Source organism: Paenibacillus sp. FSL R7-0048, from assembly GCF_038004505.1.
Classification (GTDB): domain Bacteria; phylum Bacillota; class Bacilli; order Paenibacillales; family Paenibacillaceae; genus Paenibacillus_AQ; species Paenibacillus_AQ odorifer.
Map to the genome: position 1 here is coordinate 797,893 of NZ_JBBORF010000001.1, position 20,764 is coordinate 818,656.

Annotated in this window: 18 protein-coding genes and 2 pseudogenes; 15 read left to right on the forward strand and 5 right to left on the reverse strand. The window is 44.1% G+C overall.

All coding sequences use genetic code 11. From position 1 onward, the window contains the following. Window positions 1-10 precede the first annotated feature (10 nt). The 4 genes from NSQ91_RS03460 (at window position 11) to corA (ending at window position 4,369) form a co-directional block, all read left to right on the forward strand. Window positions 11-628: a DUF47 domain-containing protein gene (locus NSQ91_RS03460; RefSeq protein ID WP_036686871.1), complete on the forward strand. Its 618-nt coding sequence runs from the start codon at window positions 11-13 to the stop codon at window positions 626-628. Window positions 629-641: 13 nt separating this feature from the next. Next, complete coding sequence (locus NSQ91_RS03465) at window positions 642-1,634, forward strand: inorganic phosphate transporter (protein WP_036686873.1); 993 nt, start codon at window positions 642-644, stop codon at window positions 1,632-1,634. Between the two features lie 81 nt (window positions 1,635-1,715). Continuing rightward, entirely contained in the window at window positions 1,716-2,261 is a 546-nt protein-coding gene (locus tag NSQ91_RS03470; RefSeq protein ID WP_340916407.1) for a hypothetical protein, read from the forward strand. A gap of 1,148 nt (window positions 2,262-3,409) precedes the next feature. Beyond that, window positions 3,410-4,369 carry a magnesium/cobalt transporter CorA gene (gene corA, locus NSQ91_RS03475; protein ID WP_076128481.1) on the forward strand — a complete coding sequence of 320 codons (960 nt, stop codon included), beginning with the start codon at window positions 3,410-3,412 and terminating at the stop codon, window positions 4,367-4,369. Between the two features lie 82 nt (window positions 4,370-4,451). Here the strand turns inward: corA and NSQ91_RS03480 are convergent, their stop codons facing one another. Beyond that, window positions 4,452-5,012: a hypothetical protein gene (locus NSQ91_RS03480; protein WP_038568686.1), complete on the reverse strand. Its 561-nt coding sequence runs from the start codon at window positions 5,010-5,012 to the stop codon at window positions 4,452-4,454. A 429-nt stretch (window positions 5,013-5,441) separates the two neighbouring features. Here NSQ91_RS03480 and NSQ91_RS03485 point away from each other — a divergent pair, with 429 nt between their 5' ends. The 5 genes and pseudogenes from NSQ91_RS03485 to NSQ91_RS03505 form a co-directional block, all read left to right on the forward strand. Continuing rightward, complete coding sequence (locus NSQ91_RS03485) at window positions 5,442-5,732, forward strand: YerC/YecD family TrpR-related protein (protein ID WP_019913624.1); 291 nt, start codon at window positions 5,442-5,444, stop codon at window positions 5,730-5,732. 3 nt (window positions 5,733-5,735) lie between these two features. Continuing rightward, entirely contained in the window at window positions 5,736-6,506 is a 771-nt protein-coding gene (locus NSQ91_RS03490) for a sirohydrochlorin chelatase (RefSeq protein WP_076276936.1), read from the forward strand. Window positions 6,507-6,737: 231 nt separating this feature from the next. After that, entirely contained in the window at window positions 6,738-7,628 is an 891-nt protein-coding gene (locus NSQ91_RS03495) for a diacylglycerol kinase (protein WP_036680719.1), read from the forward strand. A gap of 64 nt (window positions 7,629-7,692) precedes the next feature. Continuing rightward, window positions 7,693-9,243, forward strand: a complete 1,551-nt coding sequence (rlmD, locus tag NSQ91_RS03500) for a 23S rRNA (uracil(1939)-C(5))-methyltransferase RlmD (RefSeq protein ID WP_340916409.1) — start codon at window positions 7,693-7,695, stop codon at window positions 9,241-9,243. Between the two features lie 106 nt (window positions 9,244-9,349). Beyond that, window positions 9,350-9,735: pseudogene (locus NSQ91_RS03505) on the forward strand (GNAT family N-acetyltransferase); the annotation flags it as partial. Between the two features lie 335 nt (window positions 9,736-10,070). On the opposite strand, the gene NSQ91_RS03510 reads toward NSQ91_RS03505, so the two are convergent. The 4 genes from NSQ91_RS03510 to NSQ91_RS03525 all read right to left on the reverse strand — a co-directional run bounded on the left by NSQ91_RS03510 (window position 10,071) and on the right by NSQ91_RS03525 (window position 15,066). Continuing rightward, a complete protein-coding gene (locus NSQ91_RS03510; RefSeq protein ID WP_340916411.1) occupies window positions 10,071-11,690 on the reverse strand; it encodes a M56 family metallopeptidase in 1,620 nt (539 codons plus the stop codon). A gap of 201 nt (window positions 11,691-11,891) precedes the next feature. Next, window positions 11,892-12,491 (reverse strand): DUF1129 family protein, encoded by a 600-nt coding sequence (locus NSQ91_RS03515; RefSeq protein WP_339281657.1) that lies wholly within the window; start codon window positions 12,489-12,491, stop codon window positions 11,892-11,894. Then, complete coding sequence (locus NSQ91_RS03520) at window positions 12,485-12,805, reverse strand: PadR family transcriptional regulator (protein WP_438357084.1); 321 nt, start codon at window positions 12,803-12,805, stop codon at window positions 12,485-12,487. Before NSQ91_RS03520 ends, NSQ91_RS03515 begins: the two co-directional genes overlap by 7 nt. 470 nt (window positions 12,806-13,275) lie before the next feature. Continuing rightward, a complete protein-coding gene (locus tag NSQ91_RS03525) occupies window positions 13,276-15,066 on the reverse strand; it encodes a flavocytochrome c (protein ID WP_340916414.1) in 1,791 nt (596 codons plus the stop codon). A gap of 272 nt (window positions 15,067-15,338) precedes the next feature. Here NSQ91_RS03525 and NSQ91_RS03530 point away from each other — a divergent pair, with 272 nt between their 5' ends. From NSQ91_RS03530 to NSQ91_RS03550, 6 genes and pseudogenes are all read left to right on the forward strand, one after another. Continuing rightward, the gene (locus NSQ91_RS03530; protein WP_340916416.1) at window positions 15,339-16,925 is read left to right on the forward strand and encodes a histidine kinase; all 1,587 of its coding nucleotides are present in this window, start codon (window positions 15,339-15,341) and stop codon (window positions 16,923-16,925) included. Further along, window positions 16,900-17,682: a response regulator transcription factor gene (locus tag NSQ91_RS03535; RefSeq protein ID WP_340916418.1), complete on the forward strand. Its 783-nt coding sequence runs from the start codon at window positions 16,900-16,902 to the stop codon at window positions 17,680-17,682. The genes NSQ91_RS03530 and NSQ91_RS03535 overlap by 26 nt, the downstream gene beginning before the upstream one ends. Before the next feature lie 70 nt (window positions 17,683-17,752). Beyond that, window positions 17,753-17,836, forward strand: a pseudogene (locus NSQ91_RS31965) (SF0329 family protein); the annotation flags it as partial. 447 nt (window positions 17,837-18,283) lie between these two features. Continuing rightward, window positions 18,284-18,433 carry a six-cysteine ranthipeptide SCIFF gene (scfA, locus tag NSQ91_RS03540; RefSeq protein ID WP_076098734.1) on the forward strand — a complete coding sequence of 50 codons (150 nt, stop codon included), beginning with the start codon at window positions 18,284-18,286 and terminating at the stop codon, window positions 18,431-18,433. A 122-nt stretch (window positions 18,434-18,555) separates the two neighbouring features. Continuing rightward, window positions 18,556-19,950, forward strand: a complete 1,395-nt coding sequence (scfB, locus tag NSQ91_RS03545) for a thioether cross-link-forming SCIFF peptide maturase (RefSeq protein WP_340916420.1) — start codon at window positions 18,556-18,558, stop codon at window positions 19,948-19,950. A gap of 170 nt (window positions 19,951-20,120) precedes the next feature. Then, window positions 20,121-20,531: a hypothetical protein gene (locus NSQ91_RS03550; RefSeq protein ID WP_340916422.1), complete on the forward strand. Its 411-nt coding sequence runs from the start codon at window positions 20,121-20,123 to the stop codon at window positions 20,529-20,531. Window positions 20,532-20,764: the final 233 nt, after the last annotated feature.

Genomic DNA, 20,764 nt, shown 5'->3' on the forward strand with positions numbered 1-20,764 from the left:
GTTTAAAACAATGAAGTTGAGAAAAAAGGACATATTCTTTGAGACGCTGGAAAATATGGCCGATACTATTGTCCAAGCTGCAGATTATTTTGCTCAGAATATCACTGATCTCCGGAATAATGTCGATAATTTCGCTGCAGAGATGAAAAAGTACGAATCCCAATGTGATACTTACACGCACACCGTCATCAAAGAATTGAACAAGACGTTTATTACGCCGCTTGAACGTGACGACATTATGGACTTGATCACAAGCATGGATGATGTCATCGATGGTCTGGAGGCATCCGCCTCACGTTTCTATATGTACAACCTTCTTGACCCGGATGAATACATTGTACAATTCGCCGAAATCCTTCGTCAGTGTGCTTATGAAATCCAAAAAGCGGTTCATTTGCTCTCCCAGAAGAAGCTGCTTGCGATTCGTGAATATACAATCCGTCTGAATGACCTTGAGAATCAAGGGGACGAAGTGCTTCGTATTTGTACTAAGGTCCTGTTCGAAACTGTAAAAGACCCGATTGAGCTGATTAAACGCAAGGAACTGTATGAGCGGCTCGAGACCACTACAGACAAATGTGAAGATGTAGCCAACATGTTGGAATCGATCATCATGCGCAACTCATAAGGGGTACTAGAATATGGAAACATCTATATGGATTCTTGGAATTGTTATATTTCTCGCGCTTGCGTTTGACTTTATCAATGGATTCCATGATACGGCCAACGCAATTGCTACCTCTGTCTCAACACGTGCCTTAAAACCGCGAACAGCAATTATTATGGCAGCACTGATGAACTTTGTTGGGGCCTTGATGTTTACAGGTGTGGCCAAAAAAATCGGCGGAAGTATCACCGACCCGACCTTGCTTGAAAATGGGTTGGATATCATAATAGCGACGCTGATTGCTTCGATTATTTGGAATTTGATTACTTGGTGGCTCGGGATTCCATCCTCATCGTCTCATGCACTGATCGGCGCTTTAGCGGGTGCAGTATACGTGGGGGCAGGCTCAGCACACATCAATTGGGGCGGGTTTGTGGAAATTGTCGAAGGACTGATTTTCTCCCCAATCATTGCGTTTGTTATTGGTTATATTATCATGACCATCCTGAAATGGATCTTTGCTAAGCGTAGTCCACATACGGTCAACAAGGGCTTCCGCTCTATGCAGGTCCTTACGGCAGCGTTACAGTCGTTCACACATGGTACGAATGATGCGCAAAAAGCGATGGGGATCATTACTTTTGCACTCGTTACCTCAGGACGTCAAGAAACTATGGATGTTATCCCTTTGTGGGTTAAGATAGCTGCAGCTACGGCTATGGCGCTCGGTACCTCCATTGGCGGTTGGAAGATTATTAAGACTATGGGTACGAAGATTTTTAAAATCGAACCTATTAACGGTTTCGCGGCTGATATTTCCGCGGCATCTGTTATTTTCTCAGCAACGCTGCTGCATTTGCCAGTAAGCTCAACGCATGCGATCACATCAGCGATCCTTGGGGTAGGCTCTGCCAAACGTTTCTCTGCAGTGAAATGGGGAGTAGCCGGACGTATTGTGGTCACTTGGTTCATCACGATTCCAATCAGTGCGGTATTAGCAGGTCTGATTTTCAAAATCATTTTTTAAACACCCTTTAATAAAGATGTCAGTTAGCCATTGGGCTGCGGACATCTTTTTTTGTTGTTTGGACATGAGGATGGGTGAAGAATGTACGGTATAAATCCCGTAGAAATGACGGAGTTTAGCGTTGCAGGGAGAACGTACGGTATAAATCCCGCAGAAGTGGCGGAGTTTGGCGTTGGAGGGGGAATGTACGGTATAAATTCCGTAGAAATGACGGAGTTTGGCGCTGGAGGGGGAATGTACGGTATAAATCCCGTAGAAGTGACGAAGTCTGGTGTTGGAGGGGGAATGTGCGGTATAAATCCCGTAGAAGTGACGAAGTTTGGCGTTGGAGGGGGAATGTACGGTATAAATCCCGTAGAAGTGACGAAGTTTGGCGATGGATGGGGAATGTACGGTATAAATCCCGTAGAAATGACGGAGTTTAGCGCTGGAGGGGGAATGTACGGTATAAATCCCGTAGAAGTGACGAAGTTTGGCGTCGGAGGGGGAATGTACGGTATATATCCCGTAGAATTTACGAAATTCGAGGATGGTGACAAAAAGAAGAGCATAATTGCCCTAGAATTGGAGACACTTCGTCGAAGAAGCAGAAATAAAGGCATAAATGCCTTAGAATGGGTGAACTAGCGTCGAAGAAGCAGAAAGAAAGGCATAAATGCCTTAGAATTAGTGGAATAGCGTCGAAGAAGCAAAAAGAAAGGCATAAATGCCTTAGAATGACGGAACCTGACTTGTATGAGGTTGGACCAGCCCAACTTAACACATTTCAAGGGAACCCAGCGCACCTAAATCCAGTCCATCGTAACGTAACCTAGCCCAAATTAAATCAGCACTGTCCAACTTGTCTCATTTCAGCAGAATCCAGCGCACCGAAGTCCAGCCCTGCACAAAGTAACCTAGCCCAATTTACCATATTTTAATGGAATCCAGTGCACCCTTAATCCAGTCCATCGTAACGTAACCTAGCCCAAATTAACTCAGCATAGTCTAACTTACCTCATTTCAGCAGAATCGAGCACATCGAAGTCCAGCCCTGCACAAAGTAACCTAACACAAATTAACTCAACAGCCTAACGTAATACATTTCAACGGAATCCAGTGCACCCAACCCAACCCAACCCAACCCAACCCAACCCAACCCAACCCAACCCAACCCAACCCAACCCAACCCAACCCAACCCAACCCAACCCAACCCAACCCAACCCAACCCAACCCAACCCAACCCAACCCAACCCAACCCAACCCAACCCAACCCAACCCAACCCTTACCTTTCTCCCTGCTTTTCTGCCGTCGAAGAATATCGCCTTATTTCCATTATCCCGCCCGCATTCAACTTTACAGGCAAGAATTGCATCCCTATCCCACGGTCACTACCAGCCCAAAGTAAACCATATGTTACTTACGGTAAATGAACGAGAGGCGATGAACTCAAACTTTTGCGAAATCAAGGTCAGTCTGCTTACGATCGAAGGGTTGTTTACCATTCCTAATGAGCACTTTTTCACCAACTAATTCGTAAAATAGGCGGTAGTTATTCATAGCCACGAATTCATCTCACTCATAAACCCGATACCGACAGCAGAGAATAAGGACAGCTCGCCCCCAGCGCAACCAACCTTACACAAATGAATCGAGCATTAACGAACGACGAAGCACCAAATGTTTCTTAGTCTAGCTTGAGCGGTGCTGCTGGCTATGTTTTTTGCTTTTTGGAAGAGTTGTCTTCTTGCTGTACAATAGAGGCGTGGAAGAAGATGAAGCGGAGGAACATTTATGATACGTACACTTGTTGTCACACATAAAGGTGAGGTGCTGACAGAGATCCCTCTGCAAAATATCCGGCTGGAGGATTATGCTTGGATATGGGCAGATTTTGCTACGCCTACGCCAGAAGAGACGCTTTTGCTGGATGAATATTTTCATTTTCACCCCTTGGCGATAGAGGACTGTATGCATGTATTGCAGCGGCCGAAGCTGGATCATTATGAGAATGTGCAGTTTTTTGTGCTGCATGCGCTGAATGAGCGGACGTTGGATGCTGAGGAGGTTGACCTATTTTTAAGCGCGAACTTTCTTGTCTCCTATCACCATCAGGAAAAAGCAGAGATGAATGAAGCGTGGGAACAGGTGAAGAGCGAAATACATAGTCGAAAAGGCTGGTCGGGTGGGCCGATGGCAGCTGCATATACGGTGATGGACAAGCTGGTGGATAAATATTTTCCATGTCTCTACAGTTTAGAGGACGAGCTTGCGGATCTGGAAAGCAGCGGCAGCAGTGAGTCGGTGGAGGAATTGATGAGCCAGGTGTTTGGCGTGCGCGGAAGACTCCTCAAAATGCGGCGGACGATTGTGCCGATGCGCGACTTGATGTACCGGATCGTGAATTCACAGCATGTCCAGAGCAATGGCGAGGAACGGATTTATTTTGGCGACATTTATGACCATCTGCTAAAACTCTCCGATATGATTGAGGCTGATCGGGAAATGACAGCGGATTTGCGTGACAGCTACATTTCACTCAATTCCAACCGGATGAATTCGATTATGAAAACACTAACGGTAATCACCACCGTATTCATGCCGCTGACGCTTATCGCCGGGATCTACGGGATGAACTTTGTGAAGATGCCTGAACTAGAGTGGAAGTATGGTTATTTTGGTGTGCTGCTGTTTATGCTGGTGGTTGGTTTTGGGATGTTCCGATGGTTTCGACGGAGTGGCTGGTTTAAGTAAAAATAGAGCAGAAGCGCTAACAGCAAATCTCTTTCCTGCGAGAATTGCTGTTTTTCTGATACATAGCTAGAAAACGTCACCGCTATTTGCGGCGACGTTTTCCGGTGGAAGAAGTAGAGCGCCGGCGAGTAGTTGTAGTAGATTTGCGACGGGGTGAGGTGGAGCGCTTTTTTTTGCGGCGATTAGGACTGTACAGGGCAGCATCCTCTTCGGCGGCTAGTGCGCCTGCTGCGCCTTTGTTTTTACCGAAGCTACCCATGAACAGCTTAACCATTGGAGCCATCTGCTGGAAGCCGGACATCACCTTTTGTACTTTACCCATAGAGTTTACGATCCCGTCAATGCCGCCCATACGATCGATGATACCTTTGATTTGCTCCATATTCCCACCAATTCCGCCACCGCCGCCTAAGCCGCTGAGCAGTCCGGCAAGCCCGCCGCTTGCCTTTGTTGCAGCTTCGGCTGCAGGGAGCGCTAGCGCAGTTTCGGTGGCAGCTTCTGCTCCTAAAGCAGGAAGGATTCCGGTCTCACCTGGGAGAGCTGAGGGCGCATATGAACTGAGGCCGGGGTAGGCAGAGGCATTATACGAATCGCTCAGTGAACGCTGATTCCGGCGGGAATGATTATAGTAATGATCAGGCATAATATCACATTCCTTTGTTAGTGGTCTGCTATACTGTATGTCATGGGCGAACATACGGTATAGACGAATGCCCGGGTAATAGGGATAGGAGCGGAAAAGGGCGTATGCCTATAAACAGGTTAAAGTAGTGAAGAAACCGTGTACGAGCTTGATTTTCGGCGCTTTTGTAGTACTATAGTGTAGGCGATAATTCTTATGTAGAGAAAAATACTTGTATTGGGGTACATAAATGGTGTGCGCGTGGGGTGGACGTTTGTCCATCATTTTCGTTCTTTACAGCGTGAAATCGTTAATGCTTGAAAAATGCGCTCCAGTGCAATATAGTAAAGGCAGGATAGTGACATTAGGTTGATGTTTCCGGAGCTAGTTTTGTACGGAGCTTAATCAGAGAAACTAATGCTGATAGAACTTTTAGGGGATGAAAAATTGATGCAACTTAAGAAGTTAAATGATAAAAGTATAGACCAATTATTTGAAGCCATTTTAACATTAAAGAATATGGAAGAATGTTATGTTTTCTTTGATGATTTGTGCACCGTGAACGAGATTCAATCGCTGTCGCAACGACTGGAAGTAGCACGTATGCTTGGCAAAGGTTCGACCTACAATCAGATCGAAGCAGAGACAGGAGCAAGTACAGCTACTATTTCCCGTGTAAAACGTTGCCTGAACTACGGAAATGATGGTTATAAATTAACGCTGGAACGTTTGGGACGCTAATTTATGGTACCGGGCGTACTTATTATCAGTCACGGCTCCCGCGACGAGGTTTGGGTGTCGATTGTGGAAGAGGCCGTAAGCGAATTATCGCTAGATGAAGAGATGCCAGTGGTGGTCTCTTTTTTAGAGCTGGTAGAGGGCCGTCTGATTCAAGATGGAATAAATGAACTGGAACATGCAGGGGTCACAGATATAATTGTGATCCCATTGTTCGTTTCCTCGGGAAGCACACATGTCGATGAAATAGAATATGCACTAGGGGCTAAACCTGCACCTGAACGTGAGACCGATTTAGAGCCGTTCCACGTGAAGGCTAAGGTTCACTATGGTTATCCTGTCGACGATGACCCGGACATCGCTGTGATGATCTGGGACAAGCTCCGTAAGCTGTCTACGGAACCTGAACGTGAGACGATTCTGTTGGTAGGTCACGGCAGCATTTATGATGGCTTCCGCCAGCGTTGGCAGCAGGGTATCTCTTCACTGGCAGGACGTGTACGTGAGGTGAGCGGCGTAGCGGCTGCCGATTACGGTCTGCTGAATCCGGACAGTGTAAGAAGTAAAGTGGAGTATTGGCAGGAGCAGGGTCACGAGGTTTTGGTGGCGCCGCTTTTTTTGAGTGAAGGTTATTTCACTAAACATGTGGTTCCGAACAGACTTAAAGGGTTAACCTATAAGTATTCTGGCCAGACGCTTTTGCCGCACCCGCTTCTTCCGCATTGGATTGAGAGACAGGTAGAGACACTCCTCGGACAGATTCGAAAAAAGAGTTAAAAAGCTTCCTTTTTAGCCCACTTAATCATGAAAAATAGTGCCCATTTCCGTGGATAATACGGGATTTGCTGCATAGACATATATATAGTTGTTTTTGCCTAATAAGGTGTCGTGAATTGTTGTATAATGGAATATTTACGATAAATGTCCTCTGACATTGATTGTAGTGGTCCGAATTAGGTATAATCAATTAGGTTATTCTATTATAAAAAAACAGGTGGCGTTCCGGTAATGAAAACTGCGAGATTGATTTATAATCCCACTTCTGGACGGGAAGAAATGAAGAAGCGGCTCGCCGACATTTTGGACCGGCTGGATACGGGTGGCATTGAAGCCTCCTGCCATGCAACGACCGGAGAAGGCGATGCTATGTTAGCTGCTGCGGATGCAGTAGAGCGCGGTTATGATCTAATCATAGCAGCCGGTGGGGATGGCACTTTAAATGAGGTTATCAATGGTATGGCGGAGAAACCTAATCTCCCCCCGCTTGGCGTATTGCCACTTGGGACTACCAATGATTTTGCACGTGCGATGGGGATCCCGAAGAATTGGGAAGATTCCGTTGATTTGATCCTTCGTCAAGAGTCGCGTCCGATTGATATCGGTAAAGCCAATGATCGTTATTTCATTAATATAGCAGGCGGTGGCAGTCTAACCGAACTGACCTATGAAGTTCCCAGTAAGCTGAAGACCATGATAGGGCAGCTTGCGTACTATTTAAAAGGTATTGAAAAAATGGTCAGCCTATCTCCTCAGGAACTAATCATTCGTGCCAATGGGCAGGAGGTTATTCATGATGAGTTTATGCTGTTCCTGATTGCAAATACGAATTCTGTTGGCGGCTTTGAAAAGCTTGCTCCCGGCGCTCGAATCGATGACGGTCTGTTAGATGTTATTGCGGTTAAAAAATGCAACTTGGCAGAGTTTGTCCGTTTGGTTAGATTGGCCCTTCGTGGCGAGCATTTGCAGGATAAAAAGGTTGTGTATTTCCGTACGGATGCAATGGATGTAATCTCTCCAGGGCATGTCCAATTGAACTTGGATGGAGAACTTGGCGGAGAGCTGCCGGGTCGTTTTCGGATTTTGCCGCAGCATCTGCGGATTTTTGCTCAGAATAATTAGGTTGATTGAAAGCAAGAGTGTGGGATTATACAGCGATGATAATGAAAGAAGTGAACTATAAATAATGAGTAAACACCGCAGTGGACGCAGCACCAGCCGCCCAGCCGGCAAGGCGCCTGTCGCCGGACTGCCTGTGAATAAAAATGATGAGGTTATGCTCGATATTATCGGCATGACCCATGAAGGTGAAGGGGTAGGCCGCGTAGAAGGCTTTACCCTTTTTGTGCAGGGAGCCCTTCCCGGAGAGAAAGTCCGGGCAAGGGTGCTCAAGACCAAAAAGCAGTATGGCTACGCCAAACTGCTGAATATAGTAGAAGCGAGCAGCGCCCGCATCGCGGCGCCTTGCGAGATCTATGACCAATGCGGCGGCTGCCAACTGCAGCATATGGACTACACTGCTCAGCTGGCGTGGAAACGGCAGCTGGTGGTGGACAACCTGGAGCGGATTGGGAAGCTTCGGGTGAGTGGTGGCGGGGATAGCGGAAAGAGCAAAGAGAATGAAGCTGTTGAGAGTCAGATAGATAGTGCTAACGATGGTGGCATCGTGGATGGTACGACTGATGGCGCTGGAGTAGCTCAGACAGATGGCATTCTTGTTCGCCCTACACTCGGCATGGACGAACCTTGGCGTTACCGCAACAAGGCTCAGGTACCAATTGGCGTAACCGAAGGTGGCCTTGTAGGCGGTTTTTACGCACGGGGAAGTCACCGTATCATCGATATGGAGACGTGCTTAATCCAGCACGAAGATAATGATGACGTTGTGCGCAAGGTGAAAGACATTGGCAGAGAACTTGGCATCTCTGCTTATAGTGAAGAAACCGGTCGTGGCCTGCTGCGTCATGTCGTCGTGAAGAAAGCTTTCCGCACCGGTGAAATGATGGTCGTCCTCGTAACCAACGGCCGCGACATCCCGCATCTGGACGCCTGGATTGGCAGCATCCGCGAACAGCTGCCGCATGTAGTCAGCATCTGCCAGAACGTCAACACTCAGCGTACGAATGTCATCTTCGGTGGCGAAACCCGCGTCCTGTGGGGCAGAGACGTCATCTATGACTACATCGGCGATGTACAGTTCGCTATCTCAGCGCGTTCGTTCTATCAAGTGAACCCGGCACAGACTGAGGTGCTGTACGGAAAAACCGTAGAATACGCCGGACTGACTGGCAATGAAACGGTTATCGATGCCTATTGCGGCATCGGTACGATCTCCCTCTTCCTGGCACAGCACGCAGCCAAGGTATATGGAGTAGAGATTGTGCCTGAGGCAATTGAGGATGCTCGGGCGAATGCGAAGTTAAATGAGATGAAGAATGTAGTGTTCGAGGTTGGTGCCTCTGAGGATGTAATCCCTAACTGGAAAGAGCAGGGGATTACGGCAGATGTTATCGTTGTCGATCCACCGCGTAAGGGTTGCGATCCGCGGTTGTTAGAGACGATTCTGGCGATGAAGCCAGAGCGTGTGGTGTATGTGTCGTGTAATCCATCGACACTGGCAAGAGACTTGCGGGTGCTCGAAGATGGAGGGTACAAGACAGTGGAGGTAACTCCGGTGGACATGTTCCCGCATACGGTGCATGTGGAGTCGGTGGCGGTGTTGGTCAGGAAAGACTAATAGTTGAGGTGTATTGGTGGATACAGCAAAGGGTGGGGAGAAGTCCCTACTCTTTTTTATTTATATATGAAAATGTGGCAGGGGGGCATCGATCCGTTTGCTTAACTCAAACCGCCATATTAAAAAACAAGCATCTGAAGGGGTTTTTGGCGAAGAGACAGTCAAAGAATTTATAAAGAAGCCAGAAATTTACCTGTCGTATTAAAGAATAATGGAAGGCTTATGGGTGATATTGTTTTTCATGAACATTTTGGTGAGCATACATATGAAATTGGATGGGTATTTAATCCAAGCTTTCACAGTCAAGGATACGCTTCAGAAGCGGCATTAGCAATTTTGAAATATGGTTTCGAACAAATGAATTTGCACCGAATAATTGCAACTTGTCAGCCAGAAAATGTTCCATCTTATCGGGTTATGGAGAAAATCGGAATGAGACGAGAAGAATATTTCAAGAAGTGTATTCCCTATAAAAATGAATGGTATTACTAGGATATTATAGTTTAACATAGCTTTTATTTTAGGTGAGTAACAGCCACATCTTAATGTAAAATATACCTATCTACCGTCAGTACTCATCCCATGTGGAGAGTGTAGTATTGAGGGGCGAGTCTATATAGGTTACGCCGCCTGCTTTAGTGGGTTTTGGAAGTTGTAACTTATCTCGATTGAACCTTCTTCGTGAAGGAATACACGGTTAATCATCTTGTGAATCATATCTCTCAGGATTTCCTCGTTGCTTACTTCTAGCAAGGCGAATTTCGTTAACTCCGCCTTGAATTTCGATATGGGTCATTCGAGGCATAGTCCATTGTGTAGAACATTGATCACTTTGTAAATGATTCCTTAAATCGGTCGATCCACCAACGTCTACGAATTTCTTTTCCCCATTTATGACCGTAAACTCTTAACGTATATACTCGCCAGTACATAGGTGGATGATCCATCATTTGAAATTCCAAGAACCTTAAGAACCTAGGCGACCTTGCAAGAGATGACTTTATTTCTTTCAGATCATTTTTCTTCATACTATACTCTGCTGTTTTCTTGTTCGCTTCATCTTGGGATGTAGCAAGAGTCGCTAAGCTATTAGCCATTTGCAGCGTTCCTCCATCAAGAAATGAAGCGCCTAGATGATCTGCCCTTACTTCCATCAATTGAGAACAGAATGATTGAAATACTGGAAATAGAATTACAAGTAACCAAACTAAAAAAAATAAAGGAATAGCAAAAGCTTCAACATCAGAAATTTGTTTGAAGATAAATAAAAGTGAAACAACCACAATTAACATTAATAGAACTCTATACAGTTGCCCAAACAGGATATCTCTCTTCTTTACATGAACTGCTTCGTGGGCTAATATCCCTTCAATAGCATCTATGGGCAATTTTAATGTAGCGGTTGTTAAAGTTACCATTGACCGTCCAATATTCATACCTGTTGCTAGTCCATTGTATTGTGCGGAATCAGTCTCATAAACTTTCACGTTTGGAATATTAGCTTTAGCAAATACCTTTTCAGCTACTGATATCACTTCAGGATCGGTTGCAAGTTTAGCATCCATGGCAACCTGTAGTACACGATCAGATATATATATATTAAATAACCAATAAACAATCGCTATACTAACCATCAACCACGCAGGAGTTCTAAAGTAATATAGGAGCAATATCATCCCAGTATAAGCGGATACCCCCTTTACTGTTATAGCAAAATAGAACTTGCCAAGAAGCCGTTTGATATTCCGTTTATGATAAAATGGCAGAATGTAAAGCTCATTTTCAATAGTATTTTCAAATTTGGTTCCCGTTCCCAATTCAGTTTTCCACTTTTCTGTTTCTTTAATTGTCAGGTATATTGTTTCTCCTGGTAATTGAAGTCGTAATACTTTGTTAAAGCTAGTTGTAAAGTCGGTATTTGATGTGAACAGGGTAAGATATGGATGAAGTTTTAACAGGTCTACTGTTGATTCGATAGTTATCTCCTGTATATCTTTGATTGAAAATTTTCTTGAGTCCAAGCGGGAAATGATATATAAGTTGCCTTGTTGTTTAGAAAAATACAGGCTAGTTGTAAAATAGATCACAAGACGTTTGATCATTTCGGTAATAGCAATGAGCAGCCCGTATACAATTAAGTATTTTAATGGGCTATTTTCGGGTCCATATATCAAATATAAGAAGGCACCAGTAAATACAAGAATTGAAATTCCCAATTCCCCAAGTATCCGTTGATTATTTCGAATAATTCCTATTTCCTCGACTTCTAGTTGGATGACTTCTTCCTTTAGCTCTCCAAACTTCCCCTGACCCGTCATTAAAAGAGACATCGATAAGTACCCAGCCGAAACAAACGCAAAATAAATGAAACCTTCTGGAAAGCCCTGTTGGTAGAAGATAAATCCAATTGCTATAATAGCTCCGGTAATTTCACTTGCATAACCCAATTTACTACTCCATCTTCCAGTTAAGACGCCAACCAGATAAATAATACAACCTAGTAATAGATATAAGATAGTTTCAAAGATACTTGGGAACATATAATTACCTACAATTCTAATTATTTTTCTCATTGATCTTAATGGTTAACAGATGAGTGTGTTCTCGTTCTAACTAGCGAAGTAGCACTCTTTGCTTTATTGTGTCGGTCAACGTTTCTTTTTCACAAATGTACCAAATAACGAATAGAGAATGATAACAAGGCTGACCGTAGCGGTAATATAAGCAGCGCCATCATGAAGAACGAGATGTGGTCTAGCAGGCAGAATACGATCGGACACAAGAAAGAATCCAACATATACGAGTATAATGACCATTCCTAGTCCGTAAATCATCCAGAAGGATTTGTGCTTTGAGGAGAAAGAGCCAGCACGAAGAATGGTAAATAAAACATAGGATAGGGCTAGTGAGAGTGCTAGATATACGATATTCTCATATAGCGGAATCGTTAGGTCTCCGCTGAAACCGTTTAGAAAACGCCAAATAAGAAGCAAAGGGACCATAGGTGCAATTGTTTTTATTTGTTCCCATTTCGATGATTTGGGAAGCTCTTGAATGATCTCATTACAAAAGGACTTGGGATCTTGGCCAAATACTTGTTCGAATGATTTCCCCTCCCGCTGAGCCGTTAATAAATGATCTTCGAGTTCCGTGAGGATCTCACTAGCGCTGGTATCCGATACGGAAGAGTTGCTCTGAATGTAGAATCTCATTTCGTTTAAGAGGGATTTATTTTTTTCGTTCAGCATTTAGCACCATCCTCTTTTTTTATAATACTGTTTACCGCATTACTTAGTTCGTTCCAATTTCCACGGAATAATTGAAGCTGCTGTTCTCCTTTTAGGGTTAGGCGATAGTATTTGCGGTTTGGCCCCGAAGCAGAGGGACGTAGTGTACTTGCTACAATATTTTCTTTCTCCAGACGAAGTAAGAGGGGATAGATGCTCCCTTCCTTTGCGAACACGAAGCCACTAAGAGCAAGCTTTTCCATAATTTCATATCCGTATGTTTCCTCTTCATCAATGATTGCAAGAAGACATCCCTCAAGCACCCCTCTAACCATTTGAGTGAACACGTGCATTCCTCCAATTGTAGCCCCTAGCTATATTGTTCAACAAGGTACTGAGTAAATAAATAGGTAGCTTGTATTGCAAGCTACCTATTAAATACTATCCAATTGTTACTTATAATGCAAGTCAAGATATTATCATTTGAGGAATATGTTTTTTGGAAAGTTACTTTATTTCGTTAATAATAGAATATACTGTAGCAATTGACGAGCGTAGCCCCTAGGCTCCACCATAAAAAAATCGTGAAGATCATCGTGGTCACACTTTTGGTCACAGTGCTTATTTTTTTCATGCCGATGACACGAATACATAAATAAACCGCCCTGTTCGCAATGTTGCGAACAGGGCGGTTTGCTATGTCATAGAGGGCAGCTTGAAAGTTAGAGTCAACCTGCACTTTACAAACTATCTTGTACATTTTTAAGGATAACTTATTAGTAGAGCAGTTACACAAAAAATAAGATTACTCTGCTACAACTTGTTTGCCTGCAATCCGGCCGAATGTGAAGATATCAGCGATGGCATTACCGCCAAGACGGTTTGTACCATGAATGACCCCTGTTACTTCACCTGCAGCGAACAACCCAGGGATGACTTCGCCTTTTTCATTCAAAACGCGAGTCTTCTCGTCGATCACCAAGCCGCCCATTGTATGGTGAACGGAGGGTACAGCTTTTTCGATGTAGTAAGGGCCTTTTTCAAGAGATTTCAATCCACCGCGATGTTTGAAATCAAGGTCTTTACCTGTTTTCGCATAATCATTTACTTTATTAATCGTTTCTTTCAAAGTGTTCACGTCAATTTTAAAGAAATCAGCCGCCTCTTCAATCGTATCGGCTTTAAAGAGCAAGCCTTGTTTAACGAGTTGATCGTATTCGTCTTGATGAACTTCGATCGTTTTACCAATATCCTCAATGCCTTGATTCCATAATTGATACGTATATCCACCCGTTTGGGCAAGAATTGCTTTAGAAATAACGTCACGACGTTCTAATTCCTCAACGAAGCGCTTGCCTTCTTGGTTAATCAGGATCGCACCATCGAAGCGGGAGTCTGCAACCAGGGAAATAACACCTGTCTCAGGATTACAGATTGGATACGTTTGAATACTCTCCATGTTTGTCAGTTTGGCGCCAATCGTTTCTGCCATAACGATACCGTCACCTGTAGATCCTGGTGTATCGGTAGTCATATATTTTTCATCCATTGTAGGGTTATACTTCTTACGCATCTCTACATTGGATCCAAAACCACCGGTAGTGATGATGACGCCTTTGTTCGCATGGAATGTGATCTTGTCGCCAGTACCCGAAGTCGCAGTTACACCTGTTACTTTGCCGCTTTCGTCCTTCAGCAAGGTTTCGGCTTTCATATTCGTTTTGATCGTGATTTGATCAGCGTCTGTTTTGGCTTTTAACTTAGTAATCAATTCAACACCTGTATGACCTACAGGAATCAACGCACGTTTTCTGGAATGGCCACCAAATTGGAACAGATGATCAGGTAAGAACTCTACCTTGATATCATCGCGCAGCCATTCGGCAGATGCTAGAGCATTGTCGGCAAGAATACGAACCATCTTTGGATCCCCGAGGTTGTCTCCGCCTTTCATCGTATCATTATAGAACAAGTCAGCCGTGTCATCTGTGATGCCAAGAGCACGTTCAACCCAGTTGTCAGGCGCATTCATCTCACCACCGGAGATCAATGTGTTGCCGCCAACAGCTGGCATTTTCTCGAGCAGAACTACATTAGCTCCAGCGCTCTTCGCTTCGATAGCCGCACTAAAGCCAGCACCCCCGGCACCGATGACGACAACATCATAGGTTTGCTCGACTTCTTCTTTGTCTTTGCTTCCACTGACTGTAGCGCCAGCGACAAGGGTAAGTCCAGACTTCGTAATTGCATCTTGAATGGCTTCGAGATATCCTTTGCTTGTAACTGTAGATCCGCTAATGGCATCAACTTTTGCGCTGTTAGTTGCCATGACCTCTTGCTTGAGCTGCGTATAAACAGGTTCTGCAAGTACTTCATTTTCCTTATGCTCTGTCACTTTAATGTCAGTGATCTTGTTATCTAATAAGGAGACTTGTACTTTAATATCGCCATGTTTACCTTGCCCAACTCCTTCAAAGACTTGAACTCCGTTTGCATCTGCAGCGGGCTCTGCATCTTTACTGCCGCAAGCAGCAAGCGTGAACATAAGACTGAGGACTAGTAGAATAGATAACAGCTTTTTCGTGTGAGTTCGCATAATATCTCCTTCATTCTGTTGTGGATTGGTTACATACACTAGGGAGAGGAAGATTTGCTAGGCAAATCCTTTATCTCTAGCCTAGACATGAATGTTATTTCATGTGAAAATATGCACAAGACCTATTATAGATTTAGTACAGCATTATGTATTTGCACAGATTAGTGTTTTTTTGTCTTTTTCGGGCATGTAAGAAACGGATATTGTGAAGGGCTATGATTACAATGAAATCAATTCACTTAAAAATTACGTTAATCGCAGGAGGCTGCTTCTTGCTGCTGTTCGTTGCATTGCTTGTAACAATATATTTGGAGATGAACCATACGGTTGTCCCTTTGAATAAGAACTTAACGCAGCAAGTGGTTACTGCACGCAGCGACCAGATTGATTATTGGTTTAATCAGCGCATTGGAGAGATAGACATGCTTGCTTCTCTAGCTTCGGACCATCAGTGGACACGAGATGAATTGCTGCAAGAGTTCGATAAGTTCGAGGCGAAGAAGAAAGTAGAGTACGAATCCATACGCGTGGTGGATATTCACGGAAATTCCTGGTCAGCAAGGGACAAGCCTTTTTCGATACTAAACCGACCCTACTATCGAAAACTGCTGAATTCAGATTCCAATTATGTGGTAAGCAATCCGATCGTATCCAAAGCGAATGCAGCCGAAATCGTCGTCATTCTTTATCGCGTGAATCCATCGGTGAATGATGAGGTAGCTTATATTGCCGCAGCCGTCTCCGTCAAGAAGATGAGGGAGATTGCTCAAGATGTAATGCTATATGACCAGTCAGGCCAGCTTATCGTCGATTGCAGAGAGCTGGGTGAAGAAGATGGAGCGGAGGATACAGCAGATAAGAAGAACATGAGTGTATTTGAGGCTCCAATTCAAAATGTGGAAGGCTGGAAGTTAGTACTCAAAGTACCGAATTCAAGTCTATCGTTAGCGGTGATCAAAACCCAGCGGACTGCATTGCTGGTAGGCGTTCTTATCGGTAGTGCGTTTATCGTCTTTCTGGTGCTGCTTGCTTCTTCCATTATTCGTCCAATTCAGTCGCTTCGCCAGGTAATGGAAAATGTGCAGAACGGCAACCAAACCATACGAGCAGATGTTACGCGCTCGGATGAGATCGGCGATCTTGGACGAAGCTTCAATGACATGCTTGTTCAATTATACGCTGTGGAGCAGGACCGAAAGGAGATGGAACTCAGACTGATTCATGAGCAGATCAAGCCGCACTTTTTATACAACACATTGGATACGATCCAGTGGATGGCAACGGAACATGGAGCAGACAATGTGGTGGAGATGGTGGAAGCGCTTAGCGCGTATTTCCGATTAGGGCTTGGCACAGGCAGTCCCTACATTCTGCTTGATCAGGAGTTGTACCATGTCGAGAGTTATCTTCATATTCAAGGTGTGCGATATGAGGAGATTCTGGACTACGAGCTTCGATATGATGAAAAGCTTGCTCAGTGCCAAGTCGTTCGCTTCATGCTGCAGCCTTTGGTGGAAAATGCGATTTATCACGGGATTAAGCCACTTGGGGATCAAAAGTGCAAAATTTCGATTACAGCATATAAACAGGCCGATTATTTGGTCATTAAGGTTGAAAATAATGGGGTTATGATTCCGGAAGAGAAGCTTGTGCAGATAAATCAAGCCCTTCTTGATGATACATATGATCGTTCTGCCACAGGCTTTGGGCTATACAGTGTAAACCATCGCATTCGACTAGCTTACGGAGTGCCATATGGCCTTGCAGTGAAGAGCGAAGATGGCATTACCGTTATGGTCATTCGAATACCTTTGGACGGGGAGCGGAATGAAGATGTGGAAGATTGTCATCGTCGATGATGAAACGATCATTCGCAAAGGCTTGCGACAATACATTGAGGAGAGTCCGTATCTTTTTGAGGTTGCAGGAGAAGCGAAAAGTGCAAACGAAGCATTGAATATGGTGGAGGAAGCCCCACCACATGTATGTCTTGTGGACATCAACATGCCGAATATGAATGGGCTCGATCTGATGAACATATTGCGCGAACGCTGCCCGTCGGTTCTGGTTGTCATTATCAGCGGGTACGATAACTTTGAATATGCGCGTCAAGCCGTGCAACTGCAAGCATTCGATTATGTATTGAAACCTGTGCCGAAGAGTGATCTGAACAAGCTGCTTCATCGGATCGATGAGCATCTTCAGGTAAAATATCCTTTGCATTCACATGAAGACAGGGTGGATAAGGAGCGGGAGCTTCCCGGGTATACAGGGGATGGAACAGTGCTTATCCAAAAAGTGACCGAGTATATTGACGGTCATTATCAGGATCCGGAGCTGTCTATTACTCGAGTAGCAGCACTATTTCATATCAACCAAACCTATCTTAGTAAGCGTATGAAGCAAGAAATCGGTGCTTCATTCCTTGACTATGTCACCGAGCTTCGGATATCGAAGGCGAAGGAGATTCTGGATGACGTAATGCCGAATATCAAAATCGGGGATCTGGCCGTGAAGGTAGGGTATAAGAGCCAGTACTATTTTAGTCGTGTGTTCAAAAATAGAGTCGGCTCAAGCCCCTTAGAGTACAAAAAGCATCCGTTCGGTTATGGATAGGAGGGCCATTCTCGTCCCTCTGCAGCACGCCATAGATGTTATGCTCGGAGCCGCCTTCTATCAATACGGTTGGATTTTAAACATGAGCGAGAAGATGAAGTTAAAGCATCCAATAGTGCAATATTTTTATGAACTAAGGCGTAGTACATTATAAAAATAAATAACTTCATTGAATATTCAAGAGCAGATAAACTGTCCGGAAGTGTCTTAGGACTCCTCATATAAGTTTGTTCACATTGTCCACCCACGCATGTGGAGAGTGTCGCTCTACTGGTAAGGAAGGATACAGTGCTATGAAATCCTTATATTTATTGGACTTTACGGACAAGTATGAGAAAAAATGTTGTTAAAGAGATGGCATCATTGCCGTCTCTTTTTTGTTTCACTTTTTTAGTATTGCTCTGACTCTGGTTCCCGCTGCCGCATCCTACGATCACAAGCATGAAAGACTGCACGAAAATTAGTGTTGATGCTTATGTTTAACCCCTCTCTGCTCTGCTAGGTGACAGGCATCATAGACGTACCTGCGTGATGTTGCTACGATGTTCCATGGAAATTAAGTGAAAGTGATCACAAGAAATTACAGAAGGAGTCATTTATCGTGAAAAGAATCGTAACACTGAGCACCCGCAAACTGATGGATACCGCAAAACACGGCGGATGCGGCGCATGCCAGACCTCTTGCCAGTCCGCTTGTAAAACTTCCTGCGGCGTTGCAAACCAGAAGTGTGAAAATGCAATGAACAGATAGGATTCGGAATTTTACCGCCCATTGCTCTGCTGATGGGCGGCTATTTTTAAGAAATGAATGCTTCCTCTAAAGGATGGCAAAGCCGTTTCTACTTGTGTGCAAAAGGAGCTTGATTAGTAAGTATGATTCATCAATATAAACTAAACGGATACAATATCGTGCTCGATACCTATAGTGGCTCGGTGCATGTTGTTGATGACCTAGCATATGAAATTATAGCGGATTATGAGAAAACTTCTGTCGACCAAATCGTGACAATGATGTTAGAAAAATATAAGCATGATTCCAGCATTTCTGAGAGTGACATTCGAGAAACCATCGTGGATATCGAGGAGCTTATAAATGATGGACAGCTTTTTACAAAAGATGAGTATGAGAACCTCTCGCTCGATTTAAAAAAACGAAAAACTTATGTCAAGGCACTCTGCCTCAATGTTGCGCATACCTGTAATCTATCATGCGACTATTGCTTCGCTAGCCAGGGGAAATACAACGGAGACCGAGCGATCATGAGCTATGAGGTTGGACAAAAAGCTATCGATTACCTGCTTGAAAATTCGGGTCATCATCGAAATCTGGACATCGACTTTTTCGGCGGGGAACCGCTTTTAGCCTGGAAAGTGGTTAAACAGATCGTAGCTTATGCAAGAAGCAAAGAACAAGAATACAAAAAGAAGTTCCGCTTCACCTTCACGACGAACGGGATGCTGCTGAACGATGAGGTCACCGAGTTTTTAAATCAGGAAATGTACAATGTCGTATTAAGCCTGGATGGAAGAAAAGAGGTACATGACCGACTTCGCCAAACGGTTAACGGAAAAGGCAGCTATGATCATATTCTTCCGAAGTTCCAGGAATTCGTTCGTAAGCGCGGAGACCAAGAGTACTATGTACGAGGAACCTATACCCGTAACAATGTTGATTTCACTAATGATATATTTCATATCGCAGATCTTGGTTTTGACAAAATCTCGATGGAACCGGTCATTTGTGATCCAAGGGAACCCTATGCACTTACCGAGGAGGACCTCCCGGAGATATACAACCAGTACGAAATTCTCGCCAAGGAAATGATCGGGCGTGGTGAACAAGGCAAGGGGTTTACCTTTTATCATTACATGCTTGACCTCTCGGAAGGACCTTGCATCCAGAAGAGAATCACTGGCTGTGGTTCAGGAACGGAATATCTTGCCGTCACCCCTTGGGGAGAGCTTTTTCCTTGCCACCAGTTCGTAGGGGATGAAGAGTACAGCATGGGAAACCTCTGGGATGGCATCACAAAGCCAGAGCTGCAATGTCAATTCAAAGAGAGCAACTGCTACTCGAAGCCGGAATGCAAGGACTGCTGGGCAAAACTCTACTGCAGCGGCGGTTGTCCAGCCAATGCACTTCACGCGACGGGTTCCCTGGTCGGAACCTATGACTTCAGCTGTGACGTCTTCCGCAAAAGAGTCGAATGTTCCATGATGGTAAAGGTGGATGAATCTATTAGAGCGATGGAAGGGCAATCTAACTAGTTAACGTAACGGACGAATAAACTATAACCGAGAAATAGACACTTTTAAAATAAGTGCTCTTTCTCGGTTTTTGTATGAATTTAGAGAAGGAGGACCGTAAAACAAGCGAGACTAGCGGTTTCTGCATTTGAGAATGAGATAAAAATGAACGGGTATTTGGAGGATGAATCATGAGGGTTAAAATATTTCTTATGGTGACTATATTGTCTGCCTGTTTGGTTGGATGTAGTAATGTAACAGTATTTAAAGATCAAAATGATGGAATTGCAAAGAATATCCCTACGATAGAACCATCAATGGATGCAGGAAAAGAAGATAATCTTATTCCAAGTAATACATCTGAACCTTTTGTAGGAAGTAAGGATTTGGATAGTGAAACTGAGAAGTTCTTCTATGGAACTTGGAAAGTTGAAAACCTTTTAGGATTTGCAAATTCTTACAATGATGCTTCGGAATATCTAAGTGTCTCCGACTCTTCTACAGGGCTTGCTATACCCGTAAGTTTTTTGGATGTGAATAATGACAGACTTATCTTGATATTAGAGGCAACACAATTTGAACTGAAAAGAGTCACGGAGTAAAGGTTATGTAATGTTAGTCATTGATGTAAGATATTTTTAAGCAGCAGTTTTGTGTTCCTCCTACCAGCTTATAATTAAACCTGTTGCAGACTTTTGCTCGACGTTCTTTTTAAACTCCACTTTTGTTGAATATATTGGGTGAGCGTGCTACTCTCGGGGTTAAAATATACATTACTATAACATGTTGTAATTGAGGAAGAACTAAGGACATAAACAGGTTAGTCTTAACACTT

Coding starts and splice junctions, on each gene's coding strand:
- NSQ91_RS03460 (WP_036686871.1), top strand. CDS start 11: ATGAAGTTGAGAAAAAAGGACATATTCTTTGAGACGCTGGAAAATATG.
- NSQ91_RS03465 (WP_036686873.1), top strand. CDS start 642: ATGGAAACATCTATATGGATTCTTGGAATTGTTATATTTCTCGCGCTT.
- NSQ91_RS03470 (WP_340916407.1), top strand. CDS start 1,716: ATGTACGGTATAAATCCCGTAGAAATGACGGAGTTTAGCGTTGCAGGG.
- corA (WP_076128481.1), top strand. CDS start 3,410: ATGATACGTACACTTGTTGTCACACATAAAGGTGAGGTGCTGACAGAG.
- NSQ91_RS03480 (WP_038568686.1), bottom strand. CDS start 5,012: ATGCCTGATCATTACTATAATCATTCCCGCCGGAATCAGCGTTCACTG.
- NSQ91_RS03485 (WP_019913624.1), top strand. CDS start 5,442: ATGCAACTTAAGAAGTTAAATGATAAAAGTATAGACCAATTATTTGAA.
- NSQ91_RS03490 (WP_076276936.1), top strand. CDS start 5,736: ATGGTACCGGGCGTACTTATTATCAGTCACGGCTCCCGCGACGAGGTT.
- NSQ91_RS03495 (WP_036680719.1), top strand. CDS start 6,738: ATGAAAACTGCGAGATTGATTTATAATCCCACTTCTGGACGGGAAGAA.
- rlmD (WP_340916409.1), top strand. CDS start 7,693: ATGAGTAAACACCGCAGTGGACGCAGCACCAGCCGCCCAGCCGGCAAG.
- NSQ91_RS03515 (WP_339281657.1), bottom strand. CDS start 12,491: ATGCTGAACGAAAAAAATAAATCCCTCTTAAACGAAATGAGATTCTAC.
- NSQ91_RS03520 (WP_438357084.1), bottom strand. CDS start 12,805: ATGGTTAGAGGGGTGCTTGAGGGATGTCTTCTTGCAATCATTGATGAA.
- NSQ91_RS03525 (WP_340916414.1), bottom strand. CDS start 15,066: ATGCGAACTCACACGAAAAAGCTGTTATCTATTCTACTAGTCCTCAGT.
- NSQ91_RS03535 (WP_340916418.1), top strand. CDS start 16,900: ATGTGGAAGATTGTCATCGTCGATGATGAAACGATCATTCGCAAAGGC.
- scfB (WP_340916420.1), top strand. CDS start 18,556: ATGATTCATCAATATAAACTAAACGGATACAATATCGTGCTCGATACC.
- NSQ91_RS03550 (WP_340916422.1), top strand. CDS start 20,121: ATGAGGGTTAAAATATTTCTTATGGTGACTATATTGTCTGCCTGTTTG.